This window comes from Sphingomonas kyeonggiensis (genome assembly GCF_014204495.1).
In the GTDB taxonomy this organism is placed as follows: Bacteria; Pseudomonadota; Alphaproteobacteria; order Sphingomonadales; family Sphingomonadaceae; genus Sphingomonas; species Sphingomonas kyeonggiensis_A.
Genome location: NZ_JACHLN010000001.1, coordinates 1,312,960 through 1,331,537, shown reverse-complemented (window position 1 = coordinate 1,331,537; position 18,578 = coordinate 1,312,960). Strand labels below are relative to the sequence as shown.

General features: G+C 67.6%; 14 protein-coding genes. 6 read left to right on the top strand and 8 right to left on the bottom strand.

The annotated features are described in order from the left end of the window. The first annotated feature begins 112 nt into the window (after positions 1–112). Positions 113–1,114, top strand: coding sequence for a low specificity L-threonine aldolase (locus HNP52_RS06560; RefSeq protein ID WP_184164104.1), 1,002 nt, complete (start codon positions 113–115; stop codon positions 1,112–1,114). Beyond that, positions 1,111–2,028: a DMT family transporter gene (locus tag HNP52_RS06555; protein WP_184164101.1), complete on the top strand. Its 918-nt coding sequence runs from the start codon at positions 1,111–1,113 to the stop codon at positions 2,026–2,028. Before HNP52_RS06560 ends, HNP52_RS06555 begins: the two co-directional genes overlap by 4 nt. Here the strand turns inward: HNP52_RS06555 and HNP52_RS06550 are convergent. From HNP52_RS06550 to HNP52_RS06535, 4 genes are read right to left on the bottom strand one after another with little or no spacing between them, the layout of a single operon-like run. After that, entirely contained in the window at positions 1,938–2,747 is an 810-nt protein-coding gene (locus HNP52_RS06550; RefSeq protein ID WP_184164098.1) for an NAD(P)-dependent oxidoreductase, read from the bottom strand. The genes HNP52_RS06555 and HNP52_RS06550 overlap by 91 nt on opposite strands. A gap of 6 nt (positions 2,748–2,753) precedes the next feature. Beyond that, entirely contained in the window at positions 2,754–4,376 is a 1,623-nt protein-coding gene (locus tag HNP52_RS06545) for a M28 family metallopeptidase (protein ID WP_260395934.1), read from the bottom strand. Further along, positions 4,373–5,944 carry a M20/M25/M40 family metallo-hydrolase gene (locus tag HNP52_RS06540; RefSeq protein WP_311768413.1) on the bottom strand — a complete coding sequence of 524 codons (1,572 nt, stop codon included), beginning with the start codon at positions 5,942–5,944 and terminating at the stop codon, positions 4,373–4,375. The genes HNP52_RS06545 and HNP52_RS06540 overlap by 4 nt, the downstream gene beginning before the upstream one ends. Before the next feature lie 2 nt (positions 5,945–5,946). After that, positions 5,947–7,635 carry a M28 family metallopeptidase gene (locus tag HNP52_RS06535; protein ID WP_184164091.1) on the bottom strand — a complete coding sequence of 563 codons (1,689 nt, stop codon included), beginning with the start codon at positions 7,633–7,635 and terminating at the stop codon, positions 5,947–5,949. A gap of 202 nt (positions 7,636–7,837) precedes the next feature. On the opposite strand from HNP52_RS06535, the gene pepN reads away from it, so the two are divergent. From pepN to HNP52_RS06520, 3 genes are all read left to right on the top strand, one after another. Further along, positions 7,838–10,441 carry an aminopeptidase N gene (gene pepN, locus HNP52_RS06530; RefSeq protein WP_184164088.1) on the top strand — a complete coding sequence of 868 codons (2,604 nt, stop codon included), beginning with the start codon at positions 7,838–7,840 and terminating at the stop codon, positions 10,439–10,441. 72 nt (positions 10,442–10,513) lie between these two features. After that, on the top strand, positions 10,514–10,999 hold the full coding sequence (locus HNP52_RS06525; RefSeq protein WP_184164085.1) for a methylated-DNA--[protein]-cysteine S-methyltransferase: 486 nt from the start codon (positions 10,514–10,516) through the stop codon (positions 10,997–10,999). 33 nt (positions 11,000–11,032) lie between these two features. After that, the gene (locus tag HNP52_RS06520) at positions 11,033–12,535 is read left to right on the top strand and encodes an AarF/ABC1/UbiB kinase family protein (RefSeq protein ID WP_184164082.1); all 1,503 of its coding nucleotides are present in this window, start codon (positions 11,033–11,035) and stop codon (positions 12,533–12,535) included. Positions 12,536–12,577: 42 nt separating this feature from the next. Here HNP52_RS06520 and HNP52_RS06515 read toward each other — a convergent pair whose 3' ends face one another. Next, the gene (locus HNP52_RS06515; protein ID WP_184164079.1) at positions 12,578–14,197 is read right to left on the bottom strand and encodes an alkaline phosphatase; all 1,620 of its coding nucleotides are present in this window, start codon (positions 14,195–14,197) and stop codon (positions 12,578–12,580) included. A gap of 164 nt (positions 14,198–14,361) precedes the next feature. Between HNP52_RS06515 and HNP52_RS06510 the strand changes: the two genes are divergently transcribed. Then, entirely contained in the window at positions 14,362–15,912 is a 1,551-nt protein-coding gene (locus tag HNP52_RS06510) for a glycosyltransferase family 39 protein (RefSeq protein ID WP_184164076.1), read from the top strand. On the opposite strand, the gene HNP52_RS06505 is transcribed toward HNP52_RS06510, so the two are convergent. The 3 genes from HNP52_RS06505 to HNP52_RS06495 are packed head-to-tail and all read right to left on the bottom strand — an operon-like array spanning position 15,849 to position 18,510. Further along, positions 15,849–17,048, bottom strand: coding sequence for a glycosyltransferase (locus tag HNP52_RS06505; RefSeq protein WP_184164073.1), 1,200 nt, complete (start codon positions 17,046–17,048; stop codon positions 15,849–15,851). The two genes, HNP52_RS06510 and HNP52_RS06505, sit on opposite strands and share 64 nt — an antisense overlap. Positions 17,049–17,062: 14 nt before the next feature. After that, positions 17,063–17,581 carry a DUF2141 domain-containing protein gene (locus HNP52_RS06500; RefSeq protein ID WP_184164070.1) on the bottom strand — a complete coding sequence of 173 codons (519 nt, stop codon included), beginning with the start codon at positions 17,579–17,581 and terminating at the stop codon, positions 17,063–17,065. Continuing rightward, the gene (locus tag HNP52_RS06495; protein WP_184164067.1) at positions 17,578–18,510 is read right to left on the bottom strand and encodes a hypothetical protein; all 933 of its coding nucleotides are present in this window, start codon (positions 18,508–18,510) and stop codon (positions 17,578–17,580) included. The genes HNP52_RS06500 and HNP52_RS06495 overlap by 4 nt, the downstream gene beginning before the upstream one ends. Positions 18,511–18,578: the final 68 nt, after the last annotated feature.

Genomic DNA, 18,578 nt, shown 5'->3' with positions numbered 1-18,578 from the left:
TTGCCAGGGAGTTGGGAGACTGACAGCGGCCCCCGAATGTCGATACAGGGCGCCACCGGATTTGGGCGCAGCGTTGTTGACCTTACGCCTGCCCCCCCGCATGGACCTCCCCATGCGCTTCTTCTCCGACAACGCCGCCGCCGTCTGCCCCGAGGTCTTCGCCGCGCTCGGCAAGGTGAACCAGCTCGACACCGCCTATGACGGCGACAAATGGTCGAAGTCGCTCGACGGCGCGTTCTCGGACCTGTTCGGCACGCAGGTGCGCGCGCTGTGGGTGCCGACCGGCACGGCGGCGAACAGCCTTGCGCTTGCCGCGCTCTGCCCGCCCTATGGCGGCGTGGTCTGCCACCGCGACGCGCATATCAATGTCGACGAGTGCGGCGCGCCTGAATTCTACACGCATGGCGCCAAGCTGCTGGTCGGCGAGGGCGAAGGATCGAAGCTGACGCCGGACGCGATCCGCGCGGTGATCGATCCGATCCGCCCGGACGTCCATCAGGTCCAGCCGCATGCGATCTCGATCACCAACGCCACCGAATATGGCCTGGCCTATACGCCCGACGAAGTCGCGGCGATCGGCGCGCTGGCGAAGGCGCGCAAGCTCGGGCTGCACATGGACGGCGCACGCTTCGCCAATGCCGTGGCGCATCTCGGCTGCCATCCGGGCGACGTCACCTGGCGCGCGGGCGTAGACGCGCTGAGCTTCGGCTTCGTCAAGAATGGCGGGATGAGCGCCGAAGCGCTGATATTCTTCAAGCCCGAGCTGGCCGAGGCGACGCTCTATCGCCGCAAGCGCGCGGGGCTGCTCTTCTCCAAGGGCCGCTATCTGGCGGCGCAGATTCTGGCACTGCTCGAGGACGATCTGTGGCTCCGCAACGGCCGCGCGGCCAATGCCGGCGCGGCGCTGCTCGCGCAGGCGGCGGGCGATCGGCTCGTCCATCCGGTGCAGGCCAATGAAGTGTTCCTCAAGGTGAGCCCGGCGGAAGCGGCGTCGCTGCGCGCGCTCGGCTTCGACTTCTATGACTGGGCCGAGGGCGAAGTGCGGCTGGTGACCAGCTGGGACCAGAGCGCGGATGCGATCCGGCCGCTGGCCGACGCCATCGCGGCGCTGTGACCGCGGAGCCCGCCCCCCAATCCACCCGCCTCAGCGTCCTGATCCCCTTCGCGATCGTCACGCTGATCTGGGGATCGACCTGGATCGTGATCCGCGACCAGCTGCTGGTGGTGCCGCCGAGCTGGTCGGTGACCTATCGCTTCACCGTGGCGGGCGTGACGATGCTCGGCTGGGCGCTGCTGCGTGGCGAAAGCCTGAAGATGGATGCGCGCGGCGTCGGCTTCGCGGTGCTGCTCGGGCTCGCCCAGTTCGTGCTCAACTTCAACCTCGTCTACCGCTCCGAGCAGTACATCACCTCGGGCGTGGTCGCGGTGGTCTATGCGTTGCTGCTGGTGCCCAATGCGGTGCTGGCGCGGGTCTTCCTCGGCCAGAAGATGGGGCGGCAGCTGGTGATCGGCTCGGCCATCGCGGTGGCCGGCGTCGCGCTGCTGTTCGTCCATGAGGCGCGGCTGAGCCTGGTGGGCCCGCATGCCGCGCTGCTCGGCATCACTATCGCGCTCGGCGGGGTGATGTGCGCGTCGGTAGCGAACGTGATGCAGGCGACCAGCACTGCCAAGGCCTATCCGATGGCGACGATGCTCGGCTGGGCGATGCTGAGCGGCGCGGCGCTCGATGGGCTGTTCGCGCTCGCCACGGTCGGCGCGCCGGTGTTCGACTGGCGGCCCAGCTATGCCGGGGGCATCCTCTATCTCGGCGTGCTGGGATCGGCGGTGAGCTTCAGCCTCTATTTCCGGCTGATCCGCACGATCGGCCCGGCCAAGGCGGCCTATACCGGGGTGCTGATCCCGGTGATCGCGATGCTCTTCTCGACCCTGTTCGAGGGCTATCGCTGGTCGTGGCTGGCGGCGGGCGGCGCGGTGCTGGTGGTCGCCGGGTTGGTCGTGGCGCTCAAGGCACGCAGGCCCAACCGGTAGTCCGGATAGCCCGGGCGCCAGCCGAGGATGCGCTTCGCCTTGCCGTTCGCGACGCGCCGGTTCTCGGCGTAGAAGGCGCGGGCCTGGGGGCTGAGGTTCGCCTGTTCGAGCGGCACCAGCGGCGGAACCGGCAGGCCCAACAGCGCGCAGCCATGGGCGATGACCTCGCTCTGCGGCGCGGGGCGATCGTCGGCGAGGTTATAGGCGCCGGGCGGCCCGTCGAAGCCCGCGATCACGCCGCCCACGATATCGTCGACATGCACCCGGCTGAACACCTGCCCCGGCACGTCGATCCGCCTGGCCTCGCCGGCGCGGATGCGGTCGAGCGGGGAGCGGCCGGGGCCGTAGATACCGGGCAGGCGGAAGACCCGGGCACCGAGCGCCAGCCAGGCGGCATCGGCCTCGCTACGCGCGGTGCGGCGGCCGGTGCCGATGGGCGCGGTCTCGTCCACCCAGGCGCCGCCCGTGTCGCCATAGACGCCGGTCGAGGAGAGATAGCCGATCCACGCGCCCGAGGCGGCGATCTCCCGGCCATATGCCGCGAGAACCGGGTCGTCCGCGCCCGGCGGGACGGTGGAGAGGATATGCGTGGCGCCCGCGATCTCGCCCGCGCGGCCCACGAAGGTCTCGCGGGTGACGGTGGCGATCTCCGCCCGCCCCGCCAGCCACGCGATCAGGCGGCTGGCGCTATAGCCCGGACCGAACACCAGCAGCCGCATGCCGCTTTACTCCGCCCCATAGCCCCCGAACTGGACCCCGAAGAAATCGCCCTTGTTCCAGCGCGGCCGCTCGGGCGCGTCGGTGAGGGTGCGGGCGATCGCATAGTTCAGCCGCATATACTTGGCGGCCGAGTTCCAGTCGAACGGCAGGTCGATCTGGTCGGAGGGCTTGTGGTAATTCTCGGCGAGGAACTTCTTCTGCGCCTCGGCGCCCTGCCCGCCCGGCCCGGTATCGAGCGACACGGCGGGGATGCCGGCCTTGACGAAGCTGTAGTGGTCCGAGCGGACGAAGAACATCTCCTCCGGGCTCGGATCGGGCACGACCTTCAGTCCCTCGCTCGCCGCCGCCGCCGCGATCACCGGCCCCAGGCTCGAGCGCTCGCCGCCCAGCGCCACCACATCGACCAGCGGATAGGTAAGGATCGGCATGTCCATGTTGACGTCGGCGACGAGCTTGTCCTTCGGCACCGGCGGGTAATGCGCGAAATAGTCGGAGCCGAGCAGCCCCTTCTCCTCCCCCGCCAGCGCCACGAACAGCATCGAGCGCTTCGGCTTCTCGCCGGAAGCCACGAACTTGCGCGCCACCTCGAGCATCGTCGCGACGCCCACCGCATTGTCCATCGCGCCGTTATAGATGCGGTCGCCATTCACCGCGTCGCCCACCCCGACATGGTCGAGGTGCGCGGAGAGCACGACATATTCCCCCTTGAGCGCAGGATCGCTGCCCGGGATCATCCCGACGACGTTGCGCGTCGACTGGGTCACCAGCCGCGTCTTGCTCGCCACCTTGAGCGTGCCGACCAGCGGGCCGGTCGGGATCTTCGTGCCCTTGCGCTCAGCGGCCAGCACCTCGGACCATTTGATCTTCGCGCCCTGGAACAGCTTCTCGGCGCCGGTGCCGCCGACATAGCCGACCGGCGGCGCCCCCGCAGCGATGGCGAAGGCGGTGCCGTCCGGCCGCGCCCAGCTATTCCGCTCATAGTCGTAATAGGGAACGATCGCCTCGAACGGGAACTGCTCGCGCTGCGCCACCGATTCGAGCACGACCACCGCCACCGCGCCCCTGGCCTGCGCGATCGCCGCCTTCGCCTCGTCGTCGCCGAAATGCGCCTCGACTTCGTTGGGCAGCCCCTTGGGCACGCCGGGGAGGATCGCGACGATCTTCCCCTTCACGTCGAGCCCCTTGTAATCGTCGCGCTTCCCCTCGGGATAGACGATGCCGTAGCCGGCGAAGACCATCCCGCCCTCGGCCTTGAAGTCCGGGGTGGCCGGCGCCGGGGTGTTGACGAAATCGATGCCGAACTGGAGCGGGATCTCGCTGTTCCCGCGCACCAGGCTCCACTTCGCCTTCTCGGCCGGCTTGAACGCCACCAGCTTGAGCGGCTGGAACCAGCTGCCCTCCACCCCCGGCTGCAGCCCGATCGCGAGCATCTGCGCCGCGACATATTCGGCCGCGATCTCATAGTCGCGCGTTCCCGCCTCGCGCCCGCGCATCGCATCCGAGGCGAGGAACTGGACATGCCCCTTCAACGCCGCCTGTTCGGGCGGCAGCGGCTGGGGCGCCGTCTGCGCATGCGCAAGCGGTGCCGCGAGCAGCGCGGCGGCGAGGAGGAAACGGCGCAGGATCATTTCGCCATCGGGCCCTTGTACAGCGTACCGAAGAAGTCGCCCTTGTTCCAAACCGGCTTGTCCGCGCCGTCGGCGATGGCGCGGGCGATCGCATAGTTGAGCCCGACGAAGCGCAGCCCCTGCTTCCAGTTGATCAGTTCGACCTGATCCGAAGGCTGGTGGTAATGCTTGTCGAGGAACTCCTTGGTCGCGGCAGCCCCCTCGCCGCCCGGCCCGAGATCGAGCGAGACCGCGGGGATGCCCGCCTTGACGAAGCTGTAGTGATCCGAGCGGACGAAGCTTGCTTCCTCGGGCGTGGGATCGGGCACCAGCTTGACGCCCTCGGCCGCCGCCGCCTGCTCGACGATCTTGCCCACCGTGCTGCGATCCGCGCCATACGCGACCAGATCGACGAAATTGTAGGTCAGGATCGGCATGTCGAGATTGACGTCGGCGACGATCGATCCCTTGGGCACGGTCGGGTTGGCGGCGAAATATTCGGAGCCGACCAGCCCCTTCTCCTCCGCCGTCACCGCAACGAACAGGATCGAGCGGCTCGGCGCCTTGCCCGATGCCTGGAAGCGCCGGGCGACCTCGAGCATCGAGGCGGTGCCCACGGCATTGTCCATCGCGCCGTTATAGATGGTGTCGCCCTTCGCATCGGGCTTGCCGACGCCGACATGATCGAGATGGGCGGAGATCACCACATATTCGCCCGCCTTGTCGGTGCCCGGCAACAGGCCGGCGACATTGTTGGCGCTGAGCTTGCGGATCGCGGTGTTGGCGGTGCCGGTGATCGTCACGCCGATCGCGCCGGTGGGCAGCTTCTTGTCCGCCTTGTCGGCGGCGAGCACGGCGTCCCACTTGATCTTCGAACCGGCGAACAGCTTCGCCGCGCCATCAAAGCCCAGATAGGCGAAGGGCGGCGCGCCGCCGCCGGCATCCGATCCGGCCCAGGTCATCGCCTCGCTCTGCGCATAGCCGACGCTGACCGCGAACGGGAAGATCGCGTGGCGGGCATTGCCCTCGAGCAGGATCACGCCGACCGCGCCGTGCCGGGCGGCAACCGCAGCCTGCTGGTCGGGCTGCGACGAATGCGCGCGGATGTCGCTCGGCAGGTCATGCGGTGAATCGCGCAGCACCGCGACGATCGCGCCCTTGGCGTTCAGCCCCTTATATTCGGCCTCGCTGCCATAGCCGGCGAAGACCACCGGGCCGGCCACCGCGACCTTGGGGTTGGACGGCACCGCGCGAGCGACATAGTCCTTGCCCCATTCGAGCGGGGTCTGGACCCCGCCGCGGGTCATGACGAGCGTGCCGTGATCGGCCGACTTGTAGGCGACCAGCGGCACCGGCTGGAACCAGGTCCCGTCCACGCCCGCCGGCTTGAGCCCGGCCGCGAGCATCTGCGCCGCGACATATTGCTCGGCGATGGTCAGCTCCGGCGAACCGGTATCGCGGCCCTTCATCGCATCGGAGGCGAGGAACTGGACATGCGCCTTGAGCGCCGCCTCGTCCTTGCTGAGGTCCTGGGCGAAAGCGGGAGTCGCCGCGAGCAGGGTCGCGGCGAGCAGGAGTGCGCGCTTCATCATCACTTGGCGCCCGCGCCTTCATAGGTGAGGCCGAAGAAATCGCCCTTGTTCCACACCGGCTTCTGGTCGCCATCGGCGATCTCGCGGGCGATGCGATAGTTCACATCGACGAAGCGCACCCCCGATTCCCAGTCGATCGCCGGCAGCTGGCCGACTTCGTCCGAGGGCTGGTGGTAGTGGTTCTTCATGAAGTGATCGATCGCCGCGCGGCCCGGGCCGCCGGCACCCGGCCACAGGAAGACCGAGGGCACGCCCTTGCGGACGAAATTATAATGGTCCGAACGGACGAAGATGTTCTCACCGGGCAGCGGATCGTCGGACAGCGGCACGCCGATCGCCTTGCCGGCGCGCTCGACGATCGGGCCGAGCGTCGAGTGGCTGGCGCCGTACACCACGATGTCCTGGAACTTGTAGGTGATGATCGGCATGTCGAGGTTCACATCGGCGACGATGCTCGACAGCGGCACGGTGGGGTTGTTGGCGAAATAGTCCGAGCCGACCAGGCCCTTCTCCTCGGCGGTGACCGCGAGGAACAGGATCGAGCGGCGCGGCTTGGTGCCCGCCGTCTTGAAGCGCTTGGCTTCCTCGATCAGCGAGGCGATGCCGACCGCGTCGTCGAGCGCGCCGTTGTTGATCGTGTCGCCGGTCTTGTCCGGGCGGCCGACACCGATGTGATCGAGATGCGCGGAAAGGACCACGACTTCCTTCGACAGGGTCGGATCGCTGCCCGGCAGCATGCCGGCGACGTTATAGCTCTGGACGGGCGTGAGCGCGGTCTTGGCGGCGACGGTGATGCTCACCGGCAGCGCCTCGGCCTTGAACTTCGCGTCATCGGCTTCGGCCGCCTTGGCGATATCGGCCCATTTCTGCTTGGCCCCGGCGAACAGCTTCTCGGCGCCGACCAGGCTGACCGTGCCGGCCGAAGGCGTGCCCGGCGCGGCGATATGGCCGGTGCCGTTGGCGTTGCCCCAGGTGAAGCGCGCCCGCGCCACCGCGCCGGCATAGACGCTGAACGGGCGCGTCTTGGCGGTGCGCGGCGATTCGAGCGTGATCGTGGCGACCGCGCCATGCTTGGCGGCGATCTCCGACTTGGATGCCGGGTTGGAGAAATGCGCGGCGACTTCGCCGGGGAAGCTCTCGGGCGCGCCACCGAAATAGGCGACGATCTTACCCTTCACATTGACGCCCTTATAGTCGTCGCGGCCCTGGCCGACGATGCCGTAGCCGACGAACACCACCGGCGCGGTGACGGTGTAGTCGGGCGTCTCCGGATTGGCCGAGGAGACGAAGTCCTTGCCGAATTCGAGCGCGACCGGCGTGCCGCCCTTGCGCGTGAGCGAGAAGGTGCCGGGACCGTCGAGCTTGGCACTGATCAGCGGCACATTCTGCAGATAGCCGCCGTCATCGCCGGCCGGCTTGAGGCCCGCCGAATAGAATTGCGACGCGACATATTGCGCGGCGATGTTGAACTCGTTGCTGCCCGCCTCGCGGCCCTTGAGCGCGTCCGAGGCGAGGAACATCACATGGCTCTTGAGCGCGGCCTGGTCGGCCGGCAGCTCGGCATTGATGATCGCGTTGCGCTCGGCGGCGGTCGGCGCGGGTGCCGGGGCCGGTGCGGGGGCGTTCTGGGCATAGGCGGGCATCGCCAGCAACAGCGCAAGGGCGAGCGGCGTGGTGTTACGGATCATTTCGGGGGGAACCTCTCGGGCGTAACTCGGTATATCGCTTCGGTAGCACGGCTTGGCGCAGGCGCAAGTCGGCAGATATCGTTACGGCGCGCCGGGATCGCGGCTCCCGCGAAGCGAACGAATAGCCGTTATGAAAAATAGCCGGGATCCCGACCAAATTAGGTGTCCCCAATCCAATAGTTGCCCCTATATCCGAGGGATCATGGCAGACGCACGCATCGCACCGCAGACCCCGCAGATCATTCGCCGCGAAGACTATCGCGCGCCGGACTGGTTTGTTCCCGAGATCGCGCTCGACTTCGATCTCGATCCCACCGCGACCCGGGTGCAGGCGACGCTCAAGGTCGAGCGTAACGGCGCGCATGATCGCCCGCTGGTGCTCAACGGCGATGCGCTGGCGGCGGAATCGGTGCTGGTCGACGGCGTCGAGGCGCAGGGCTGGACGATGGACGGCCCCGACCTGGTGATCCCGCTGACCGGCGAAAGCCACACGATCGAGACGGTCGTGACGATCGCGCCGGAGCGCAATACCCAGCTGCAGGGGCTCTATGCCTCGTCGGGCATGCTCTGCACCCAGTGCGAGGCCGAGGGCTTCCGCCGCATCACCTTCTTCCCGGACCGCCCCGACGTGCTGTCGAAGTACAAGGTCCGGATGACCGGCGACAAGGCGCGCTTCCCGGTGCTGCTCGCCAATGGCGATCCGATTGCGCAAGGCGATTGTGAGGGGGGCGATGCCGGCGACGGCCGCCACTGGGCGGAATGGCACGATCCCTTCCCCAAGCCGAGCTATCTGTTCGCGCTGGTCGCCGGCGACCTGGTGGCCAACAAGGGGCATTTCACCACGATGAGCGGCCGCAAGGTCGATCTCGGCATCTGGGTGCGCGAAGCCGATCTGCCCAAGACCGATCACGCGCTGCACGCGCTCAAGCTCTCCATGGCCTGGGACGAAAGCGTCTATGGCCGCGAGTACGACCTCGACGTGTTCAACATCGTCGCGGTGGACGATTTCAATTTCGGCGCGATGGAGAACAAGGGGCTGAACGTTTTCAACAGCCGCTACATCCTCGCCGATCCCGACACCGCCACCGACTATGACTATGACGCGATCGCCGCGGTGGTCGCGCACGAATATTTCCACAACTGGTCGGGCAACCGCGTCACCTGCCGCGACTGGTTCCAGCTGAGCCTCAAGGAAGGCTTCACCGTGTTCCGCGACCAGAGCTTCTCGGGCGACCAGGGCTCGAAGGCGGTCAAGCGGATCGAGGATGTGCGCGGGCTTCGCGCCTCGCAATTCCCCGAGGATTCCGGTCCGCTCGCGCATCCGGTGCGCCCGGACGAATATATCGAGATCTCGAACTTCTACACGGCGACCATTTACAACAAGGGCGCCGAAGTGATCCGGATGATGTCGACCATCCTCGGCCCGCAGAAGTTCCGCGCGGCGACCGATCTCTATTTCGACAGGTTCGACGGCACGGCGGCGACCTGCGAGGATTTCGTGCGCTGCATGGAAGAGGCCGGTGGCGTCGACCTCACCCAGTTCCGCCGCTGGTACAGCCAGGCGGGCACGCCGCGCGTCTCGGCCAACCTGACCCAGGAAGGCGGCAAGGCGCGGTTGAAGCTCGCCCAGAGCGTGCCGCCGACGCCGGGCCAGCCGGTCAAGGAGCCGATGGTGCTGCCGCTCAAGCTCAAGCTGTTCGGCGGCGTGACCGGGCGGCCGATGTGCGACGAGCAGCTGGTGCTGCTCAAGGACGCGGCGCAGGAGATCGTCTTCGAGAACCTCTCCGAGACGCCGGTGCTGTCGATCAATCGCGGCTTCTCGGCGCCGGTGATCGTCGAGACCAACCGGACGGCGAAGGACCTCGCCTTCCTCTCGGCGCATGATGACGATCCCTTTGCCCGCTACGAGGCGATGCAGCAGCTGATGCTCGATACGCTGGTCGCCGCGGTGACCAGCGGCAAGGGCGAGCATGGCGCGGTGATCGAGGCGGTGCGCAACACGCTGACCGACGCGTCGCTCGACCAGGCGTTCATCGCCGAGGCGGTGCTGCTGCCGTCGGACAGCTTCATCGGCGACCAGATGGGCGTGGTCGATCCCGACGCGATCTTCGCGGCGCGCGAGGCGCTGCGCGGCGATCTCGGCAAGGCGCTCAATGCGGAGTGGCGCGCGGCCTATGACGGGGCGCAGGCCAATCGCTTCGAATATTCGCCTGCGGCCAAGGGCGCGCGCCGGGTGAAGACGGTGGCGCTCGGCTATATCGCCGCCAGCGGCGCGGCGGACGCGGCAGAGCTCGCTTTTGGCCAGTTTGAGGCGGCGGACAACATGACCGACCGCCAGGGCGCGCTTACCACCCTGGTAAACGGCAATTCGGAAAAGCGCACAGAGGCGCTCGAATCCTTCTACCAACGCTACCAGAGCAATTTTCTGGTCCTCGACAAGTGGTTCCAGACCCAGGCGCTGTCCTCGCGCGACGATACGGCGCAGGCCGTGGAGGCGCTGGCGAACCACAAGGACTTCACCCTCGCCAATCCGAACCGCGCCCGTGCGCTGATCGGTGCGTTCAGCGTCAACCAGCGGGCGTTCCACGACGTGTCCGGCCGCGGCTATCGCTTCGTGGCCGACCAGCTGATCGCGCTCGATCGCCTCAACCCGCAGACCGCCGCCAAGCTGGTCCCGCCGCTCGGCCGCTGGAAGCGCTTCGACGCGGGCCGCGCCGCCAAGATGCGCGCCGAGCTGGAACGCATCGTCGCGACGCCGGGGCTGAGCAAGGACATGTTCGAGCAGGCCAGCAAGTCGCTCGACTGACGCTTTGGTGGCAAGCGCCGGGAAGCGATCCTTTCCGGCGCAGGCCATATCGGCAGGGTAAGGAGACCAACCATGACCCTGTCGAGCAAGACGATCCCCTCGCCGGTCGGCGACCTCACCCTGGTCGCCAGCGACAAGGGGTTGGTGGCGATCCTGTGGGAGAATGACTCCCCCGATCGCGTGAAGCTGGGTACGGTTGCCGAGAGCGGGAATCATCCCGTGCTAACCGCCACCGAAACCCAGCTTAAGGAATATTTCGCCGGCAGCCGAACCCGCTTCGACCTGCCGCTCGATTTCCACGGTACCGATTTCCAGAAATCGGTCTGGGCCGAGCTGCTCGCCATCCCGTTCGGCGAGACGCGTTCCTATGGCGAGATCGCGATGAAGCTCGGCCGGCCCAAGGCATCCCGTGCCGTCGGTGCCGCCAATGGCCGCAACCCGATCTCGATCGTCGCGCCCTGCCACCGGGTGATCGGATCGACCGGCAAGCTCACCGGCTTCGCCGGCGGGTTGGATGCGAAAGACTATCTGCTGAAGCTCGAGGGCCGCGCCGGCTAGGGAGCGTTCGCCCGGCACCCGCGTTGGCGGGACATGATCAAGCTGATTGCCGCCACCGCCCGAGACCAGCACCGCGTGCGCGAGATCGCCGGCGTCGCCACCCGCTTCGGGCTCGGCGTACTGCTTGCCCGCCTGGGCTTCGCCGGCGAAGGGGACGAACCCGATGGCGGCGTGCCGCTGCCCCGTCGCACCCGGCTGGCGCTGGAGGCGCTGGGGCCGAGCTTCGTCAAGATCGGCCAGATCCTCGCGACGCGCGGCGACCTGCTCCCGCCCGAATGGATCGCCGAGCTGGAGCAACTCCACAGCGACGCGCCGACGCTCGATTTCGAAACGATCCGGGCGGCAGTTGAAGAGGCCCTGGGCGAGCCGCCCGAGGCCGCATTCGCCCGCTTCGACCCCATACCGCTTGCCGCCGCATCGATGGCCCAGGTCCACCGCGCGCAACTGATGGACGGGCGCGAAGTGGTGCTCAAGGTCCGGCGGCCTGGCATCCGCAAGGCGATGGAAGCGGACATGCGGCTGATCGCCGAACTCGCCGCCCTGGCCGAGCGGAGCAGCGCCGAGGCGCGGCGCTTCGAACCCGTCGCGCTCGCCCGGCAGCTGCGCCAGGCGATGCTCGAGGAGCTCGACTTCACCCAGGAAGGGCGCAACGCCGATCGCATCCGGGCCGACCTGACCGGTCAGCCCGGCGCGGTGGTGCCCGAGATCCATTGGGAGTGGACCAGCGAGACGCTGCTGGTGATGGACTATATCGAAGGGGTGAAGCCGCTCTCGGCGGAAGCACTGCAGGAACGCGGGATCGATCCGCGCGCGATCGCCGAGCTCGGCGCCGATCTCGTCATCGAGATGGTGCTGATCCATGGCCGCTTCCACGGCGATCCGCATCCCGGCAACCTGCTCTGCCTGCCCGGCAACCGACTGGCACTGCTCGACCTGGGATCGATCGGCCATGTCGGGCCGGGGCGGCGCGAGGAATTCCTGGGCTTCGTGATGTCGCTCGCCTCGGGCAATCCGCGCGCACTGGCCGAGACGCTGGCGCTGTGGTCCGAAGGGCATGGCGTGCCCCGTCGCACGATCGACCGCGCCGCCGAGCAGATCGTCCAGCGCCATGGCGGTGGGCGGATCGTGATGGCCGAGATGGTGCCCGATTTCCTGCGATTGCTGCGCGAGGAAGGGCTGGTGATGCCGCCCGACCCGCTGCTGGTGTTCAAGGCATTCATGACGATGGACGGCGTGCTGGCACGGATCGCGCCGGGCTTCGACCTGTCGGGCGCGATCCGGCGGGCGCAGGCGCGCCTGATTGCGGAACGCTTCGCGCCGGGCCGGCTGGCGGCAAGCGGCGGGATGCTCGCCTGGACGCTGGCGGGGCTCGGCGACGATGCGCCCCGGCTGGTGCGCGCGGCGATCCGGCGGATCGAGGCGGAGCCGATCGGGGATGCCGCGACGGCGGCGGCGATCCGGACGGGTGCGGGATGGATCGCAGGCGCGCTGATCGGCGGGGCAGTGATTTTGGCTTCTGCCCTCGCACTAGCCTGAAGTCCGTCATCCCCGCCCAGGCGAGGATGACGGAATAGGGTGTCAGGCCATCACGTTGCGGCCACGCGTCACGGTTGCGGTGTGGCCGACGCTCGCCTTGGTGGTGCGCTGGAGGATGGTGTCCATGAACACCCAGTCGTTGGTCGCCTTTTCCGGCGTGAGCGTCAGCGCCATGTAGCCGCGACGGCTGGTGTCACACCATTTCAGCTCGGGATTGGTGGCGACAAGCGCGGCCGCAATGATCCTGGGATCGGTGCTGCTGCCATTCTCATAGCCGGGCGAGGTGACGCTGTGGCCGGCGAACTCGACGCCGGCGGGCTTGCCGTCCTGGCCGAGGTCGAATGCCCAGGCATTGTGGCTGTCGCCGCAGAGCACCAGCAGATTGGCGCCGGCAGCCTGGGCCGACTTGAGGAAGCGCGCACGCGCCGCCGGGAAGCCGCCCCAATTGTCGAGGTCCGACGGCAGGCCGAGCTTGCTCGCGGTCACGCCGGCCTGGACATAGGCCTTGGTGCCGGCGCCGGCATCGGCCTTGATCCAGTCCATCGCATTCTCGGGCATGCGCTGCTTGCCCATGATCGTGCCGAAGCCGACGACCTGCCACTTCTGGCCCGAACGCACCGACTTCTTCATCGCATGGCCGAGCCAGGCTTCCTGCTCGGTGCCGAGCATGGTGCGCGCCGGATCCTGGAGCGCACCGTCGCGGAATTCGATCAGCGCCTTTTGCGCATCGGCCGATCGGAACAGCGGGCCGAGTTCGGGCTCGTCGCTGCGATAGAGCAGCCGGCTCTCGGTGCGGAACAGGGTGGCGAGGCCGCCGATGTCATAGCTGCTCCAGGGCGTTTCCGAGACCGGCATCCATTCCTTGAACGCCTGGAGCGCCGCCGCCTTGCGATCGTTCCAGTCGGCCTCGCCCGGCTGGTTGTTCTGCGCGCTCATCTCGCGGCTGTTGTTGGCCGATTCGTGGTCGTCCATCTGGACAAGCATCGGCTTGACGCGGTGCAGCTCCTGCAGGTCCGGATCGGAGCGATAGCTGGCATAGCGCAGGCGATAATCGGCGAGCAGGATGATCTCACCGGCCGGCTCGGGCGAGCGCCCGCCGACAGGGCCGTCCTTCGGGCCATAGCCGCCCGCCTTATACTCGTAGAGATAGTCGCCGAGATGGACCCACAGGTCGATGTCCTTGCGCGCGGCGGCATGGCCATAGGCGTTGAAATAGCCGAAGGGCAGGTTCGAGCAGGAGAAGATGCCGATGCCGAACCTGGCCGTGTTGCCCACCGGTAGCGTCTTGGTGCGGCCGACCGGCGAGAAGCCGCCGTCCGGCGCCACGAAGCGGTAGAAATAGTCGGTGCCGGGCTCGAGCCCCTGGACGGTGATCTTGGCGGTGTGATCGCGCCACGGGCCGGTGATCTGCTCACCGCCGGAGACGACGTGCGCGAAATCCTCGGTCTTCGAGATCTCGGCCTTGAGCTTCACCGGGCCGCCGCTGACCGGGACATAGCGCGTCCACAGCAGCATCGTGTCCGGCCCCGGTTCGCCGCTGGCGACCGAATGGGTGAAGCCACGCGCCAGGCTCTGCGCCAGCGCGAAGCCCGGGATGGCCAGCGCGCCAAGGCCGAGCGTGCCGGTGAGGATGAGCGAGCGGCGATCAATGCGCAGTGTCATTTTGAGGCGTTCCCAAGCTATTTCGTCGCAAGCCTTGCCGGGCCTGCGTGTCGAGTTCGTGACAGCGTGCGCCATGGACGCTAAGCACAGCGCACGTCGCAAGCAACAAGGCCCTGACCCAACTCCATGCAGCATCACCTCCCGCCCGGGGCTTCGCGCTCCTGATGGCAAGCAAGTCCGAAGTGCTGGGGAGCCGGACGACTCGCCTGACCGACCTCACCACAGGGTTCGCCCAGCTGCCGCGCTGGTCCATCCTGTTGCTCGCTGCCGTCGTGGTGCGCGCGCTGACCTTCGGGAACCCGGTGGTCCATGTCGATGAGGAATTCTACTTCGTCACGGCGCAGCAGATGCTGCACGGCGCGGTGCCCTTTGTCGATGTGTGGGACCGCAAGCCCGTCGGCCTGTTCCTGATCTACCTGCTGCCCGCCGCCTTCGGCGTGCCGGCAGGGATCTGGGTATATCAGGCGATGGCGCTGGCCTGCGTGGTGGGCACCGCCATGCTGATCGCGCGGCTTGCCGAAAAGGCCGGCTGGGAACGCGGTGCGCTGATCGCCGCCCTGCTCTATCTGTTCATGATCAACTTCGCCGACGGCCAGGGTGGCCAGGCACCGGTCTTCTACAATTTGCTGATGGCCTGGGCCTTCCTGCTGGTGGTGCCCAAGCCCGAGGACCAGAGCGGCGACCGCCGTCGCATCCATCGCGGCACGCTGGCCATGCTGATCGTCGGCGTGGCGATGCAGGTGAAATATTCGGTGGTGTTCGAGGCGATGTTCCTCGGCATCTGGCTGATGTGGCGCGAGATGCGGCTTGGCACCAGCATCGCCCATATCCTGCGTCGCGGTTGCCTGTGGGCGGCGGCGGTGTGGCTGCCGACGCTGATCGTCTGGGCCGTGTTCATCCTGATGGGGCATGGCGAGGCCTGGTTCTACGCCAATTTCGGTTCGATCGTAGACCGGCTGAGCGATCCGCCCCTGGTGCTGCTGCGCGCCTTCCTGAAGATCGCGCTGATCCTGGGGCTGTTGCTGATCATCTCGGGCCTGTCGCGCCACGTGCCGGTAAAGGACCCGAGCGAGCATCCGGTGCGCGGGCTTTTCTTCGGCTGGCTGATCGCCGCCGTCATCGGGCTGCTCGTGTTCGGCAGCTGGTTCAACCATTATGCCCTGCCGGTGCTGGTACCGGCCAGCCTGTGCTGTGCCGGCTATCTGGGCGGCACCGAATTCGGCCGGAAGTGGGTGGCGCCCGTGATGCTGCTCGCAGCGGGCCTGGGCGGCGAATATACCGCCTGGAGCGCCAAGTGGCACCGCGGCAATGCCGAGCAGCTTGAAGCGCTGGCCGATGGTATCGGCAAGGGCAGCGGCTGCATGTATGTCTATTCGGGCAACGCCATCCTCTACAGCTATACCGATCGCTGCACGGTGACGCCGTGGATCTTCCCCAGCCACTTGTCGCGCGAGCGCGAGAATGGCGCGCTGGGCGTCGACCAGCTCGAGGAGATCAACCGGATCTTCGCCAACCCGCCCGAGATCGTGGTGATGCGCCCGGCCTATTATGGCGAGCGCGCGGAATCGCACCAGCTGACGGTGAAGCGGATGGACGAGCTGGGCTATCGCCTGCGCGGCCGCTGGCCGCTCGGCGATCTCTACATCTCGGTCTACGAGTTGCCCGAGGCCCGCAAGTCGACGCCGCCCCGCCTGGCTTCAAGCAAGCCGGCATAATAGGTCATGAGCTCGGCGGCGTGATCGGCGTCGCTGCGCACCTTGCCGGCAGCGATGCGCGCGGCATTGCGCAGGATCGTCTGCTCGCGGCCGAACATGCGGCGAATCGCATCGGCCGCCGAATAGGCATCGCGCGCGCGATAGGTTTCGGCGAACAGCGGATCGGCGATCTCGGCAAAACCGCCCTCGTCCGGCCCGATCAGCGGCAGGCCCGAGGCAAGCGCTTCCGAGGCGACAAGCCCGAACGGCTCGGCATCCGAACCGTGGATCAGCGCATCGCAGCTCGCCATGATCCGCGAGAAGCGCACCCGGTCATAGACCGGGCGGAAGATCTTGATGTGCGGGCTGCCGGCGATCCGCTCCTCGAGCTGGCGCCGCTGCGGGCCGTCGCCGATCAGCATCAGGCCGACGGGCAGGTCGTTCGCCGCCGCCTCGACCGCGTCGATCACCAGCGGCCAGCGCTTTTCCTTGTGGTGCCGGCCGAGCCCGAGCAGCAGATGCCCCTCGGGCGGCAGGCCGAGTTGGGCGAGCAGCGCCACGCGCAGCTTCTCGTCGCGCAGATCGGGCGAGAACCATTGCCGCTCGATCCCCAGCGGCATCGACGCATCGACATGCATGCCGCGCCGGCGGAAGCGCTTGGCGAGCGCCGGGCCGTTGGTGACGAACGCGTCATAGTGCTGGAGGAAGCGGTTCATGTACCGCGTGTACCAGGCAAAGGCCTGCTCGACCTGGATCGGCGTCGCCACGCTGTCGAGCCAGCGCTGCGGATAGGCGCCGATATTGTCGCCATGCGCGAAGAACACCTTCACCGCATCGCCCTGCCACCGTGCCACGGTCCAGCCGGGCAGCCAGGGCGAGCTGGTCTCGACGATGTCGGGCTTCAGCTCGTCGAGCAGGTTCCAGACCGGCTCGTCCTTGACGAAGATGCCGTAGTTGCGATCGAGGATCAGCGGCGGCGCCTTCACCCAGATCACCCGGCCGCCGCCGGGCCGCTCCTCGACGCTCGACTCGAGCGCGGGCGCGATCACGGTCAGCTCATGGCCCATATCGGCCATGATCCCCATCTTGCGATCGAGATAGGTCCGCACCCCACCGCCGGTGGGGGAGTAGAACTCGTTGACGTCGACGATGCGCATCGGCCGCACCTTCCCTAGTCGTCGAGCGGACCGAAACCGCCCAGGCCCCGCAGATATTGGGCCTTGATCGTGATCTGTCCACCAGCCGGGCCGACATTGACCAGCGCCTGGCGCACCTTGGGCCGGCTGCGGCCGAGCTTCTGGTTGCTGGCGAAGCCGGCGCCGTCCTCCCAGAAGTTGAACTTGTTCTTGCCGTCGCGGTCATGCGTGAACAGCACCGCCCAGGTGCCGGCCTGGGGCGCGCGGATGCAGATGCGCACCGGACCCGACTGCGGCACCGACGCCCAGACGCGGCGGAACGGCTTGCCTTCCTTCTTGAGCGAGGTGTCGTCGCGCAGGAAGTCTTCCTCGTTCGGCGGATAGAGCTCGACCTTGAGCCGGCCGGTCCGGTCCTTGAGGCCGGTGACGTTGACATAGAGCCGCGCACCGCCGGGGATCGCGCAGGTGCCGTCGACCGGATCCTGCTGCGCGGCGGCCGGGCTCGCGGCGAAGGCGAGCAGGGCGGCGGTGCTGGCGGTCAGGACGCGGATCATTGCTGCTTGTTCCTCATGAGCAGGGCCTGGACGCTGAACCCTCCGATCAGCGTGACATGGGCGAGAAGGGTGAGTCCGGCGATCAGCGCCATCAGCTCGGACATCGCCGAGCCCTGGCCGATCACCACCCCGGTGATCGCGGCGAAGGCGGCTTCCTTGCTCGGCACCAGCGGAAGGCGCCAGACGAGCAGGCGGCCGGCGGCCATCATCAGCCACACGCCGATCGACACGTTCGGCATCGCCAGATGCCAGGCGATGGCGACGAGCAGCGATCCGGTGAGGATACGGATGCAGTGGACCATGAACACCCACCACAGCTCGCGGCGGGGCAGCGAGAAGACGCGCTTGGAGAAGAGCAGGAACGGCAGCGACATCAGCGCCAGCACCCCGACCGAGCCGATCACCGCCAGCTTCCACTGCGGCGGCACCAGCCCCAGATAGAGCGGCAGGCCGAGGATCATCATCACAAAGGTGATCGCGTTGCCCGCGATCGCCGACAGGATCATCACGTCCTTCACCGCGCCGAAGGGCGCCGCGACCATCTGGGTGCGCTGGCGGGCCCAGGCGTAGAAATAGGCTTCGCCCGAATAGCCGAACAGCACCTCGTTCGAGATGCGCTTCTTGTGGAGCGCGGCGAGTCCGGCGAGCGGAATCTGCCACAGCCGCTTGAAGATGATATAGTCGAAGGTCGGCGGCCCCACATAATAGAGCGCGAAGACCAGATAGAAGAGCGGGTTGGTCGGCAGCGTGCGGTACAGGCCCGCAAGGCCCGAGCCGAACAGCTCGCGGCCAAGCGCCACGATCATCAGCAGCGTCAGCGCACCGCCAACGAGCGCCGGCCAGCGACGCTTGATCTTTTCGACGGGCTCAAGACCCGCAAGGTCGGGCGCGCCCGGAAGGGGGACGGCCTCGACAACGCTCGTGTTCACCGAAGCCTCCAAACTGGGTTCGTTCACTGATTCGTATCCGCTGCCTAAATAACCGGCATATTACAGTA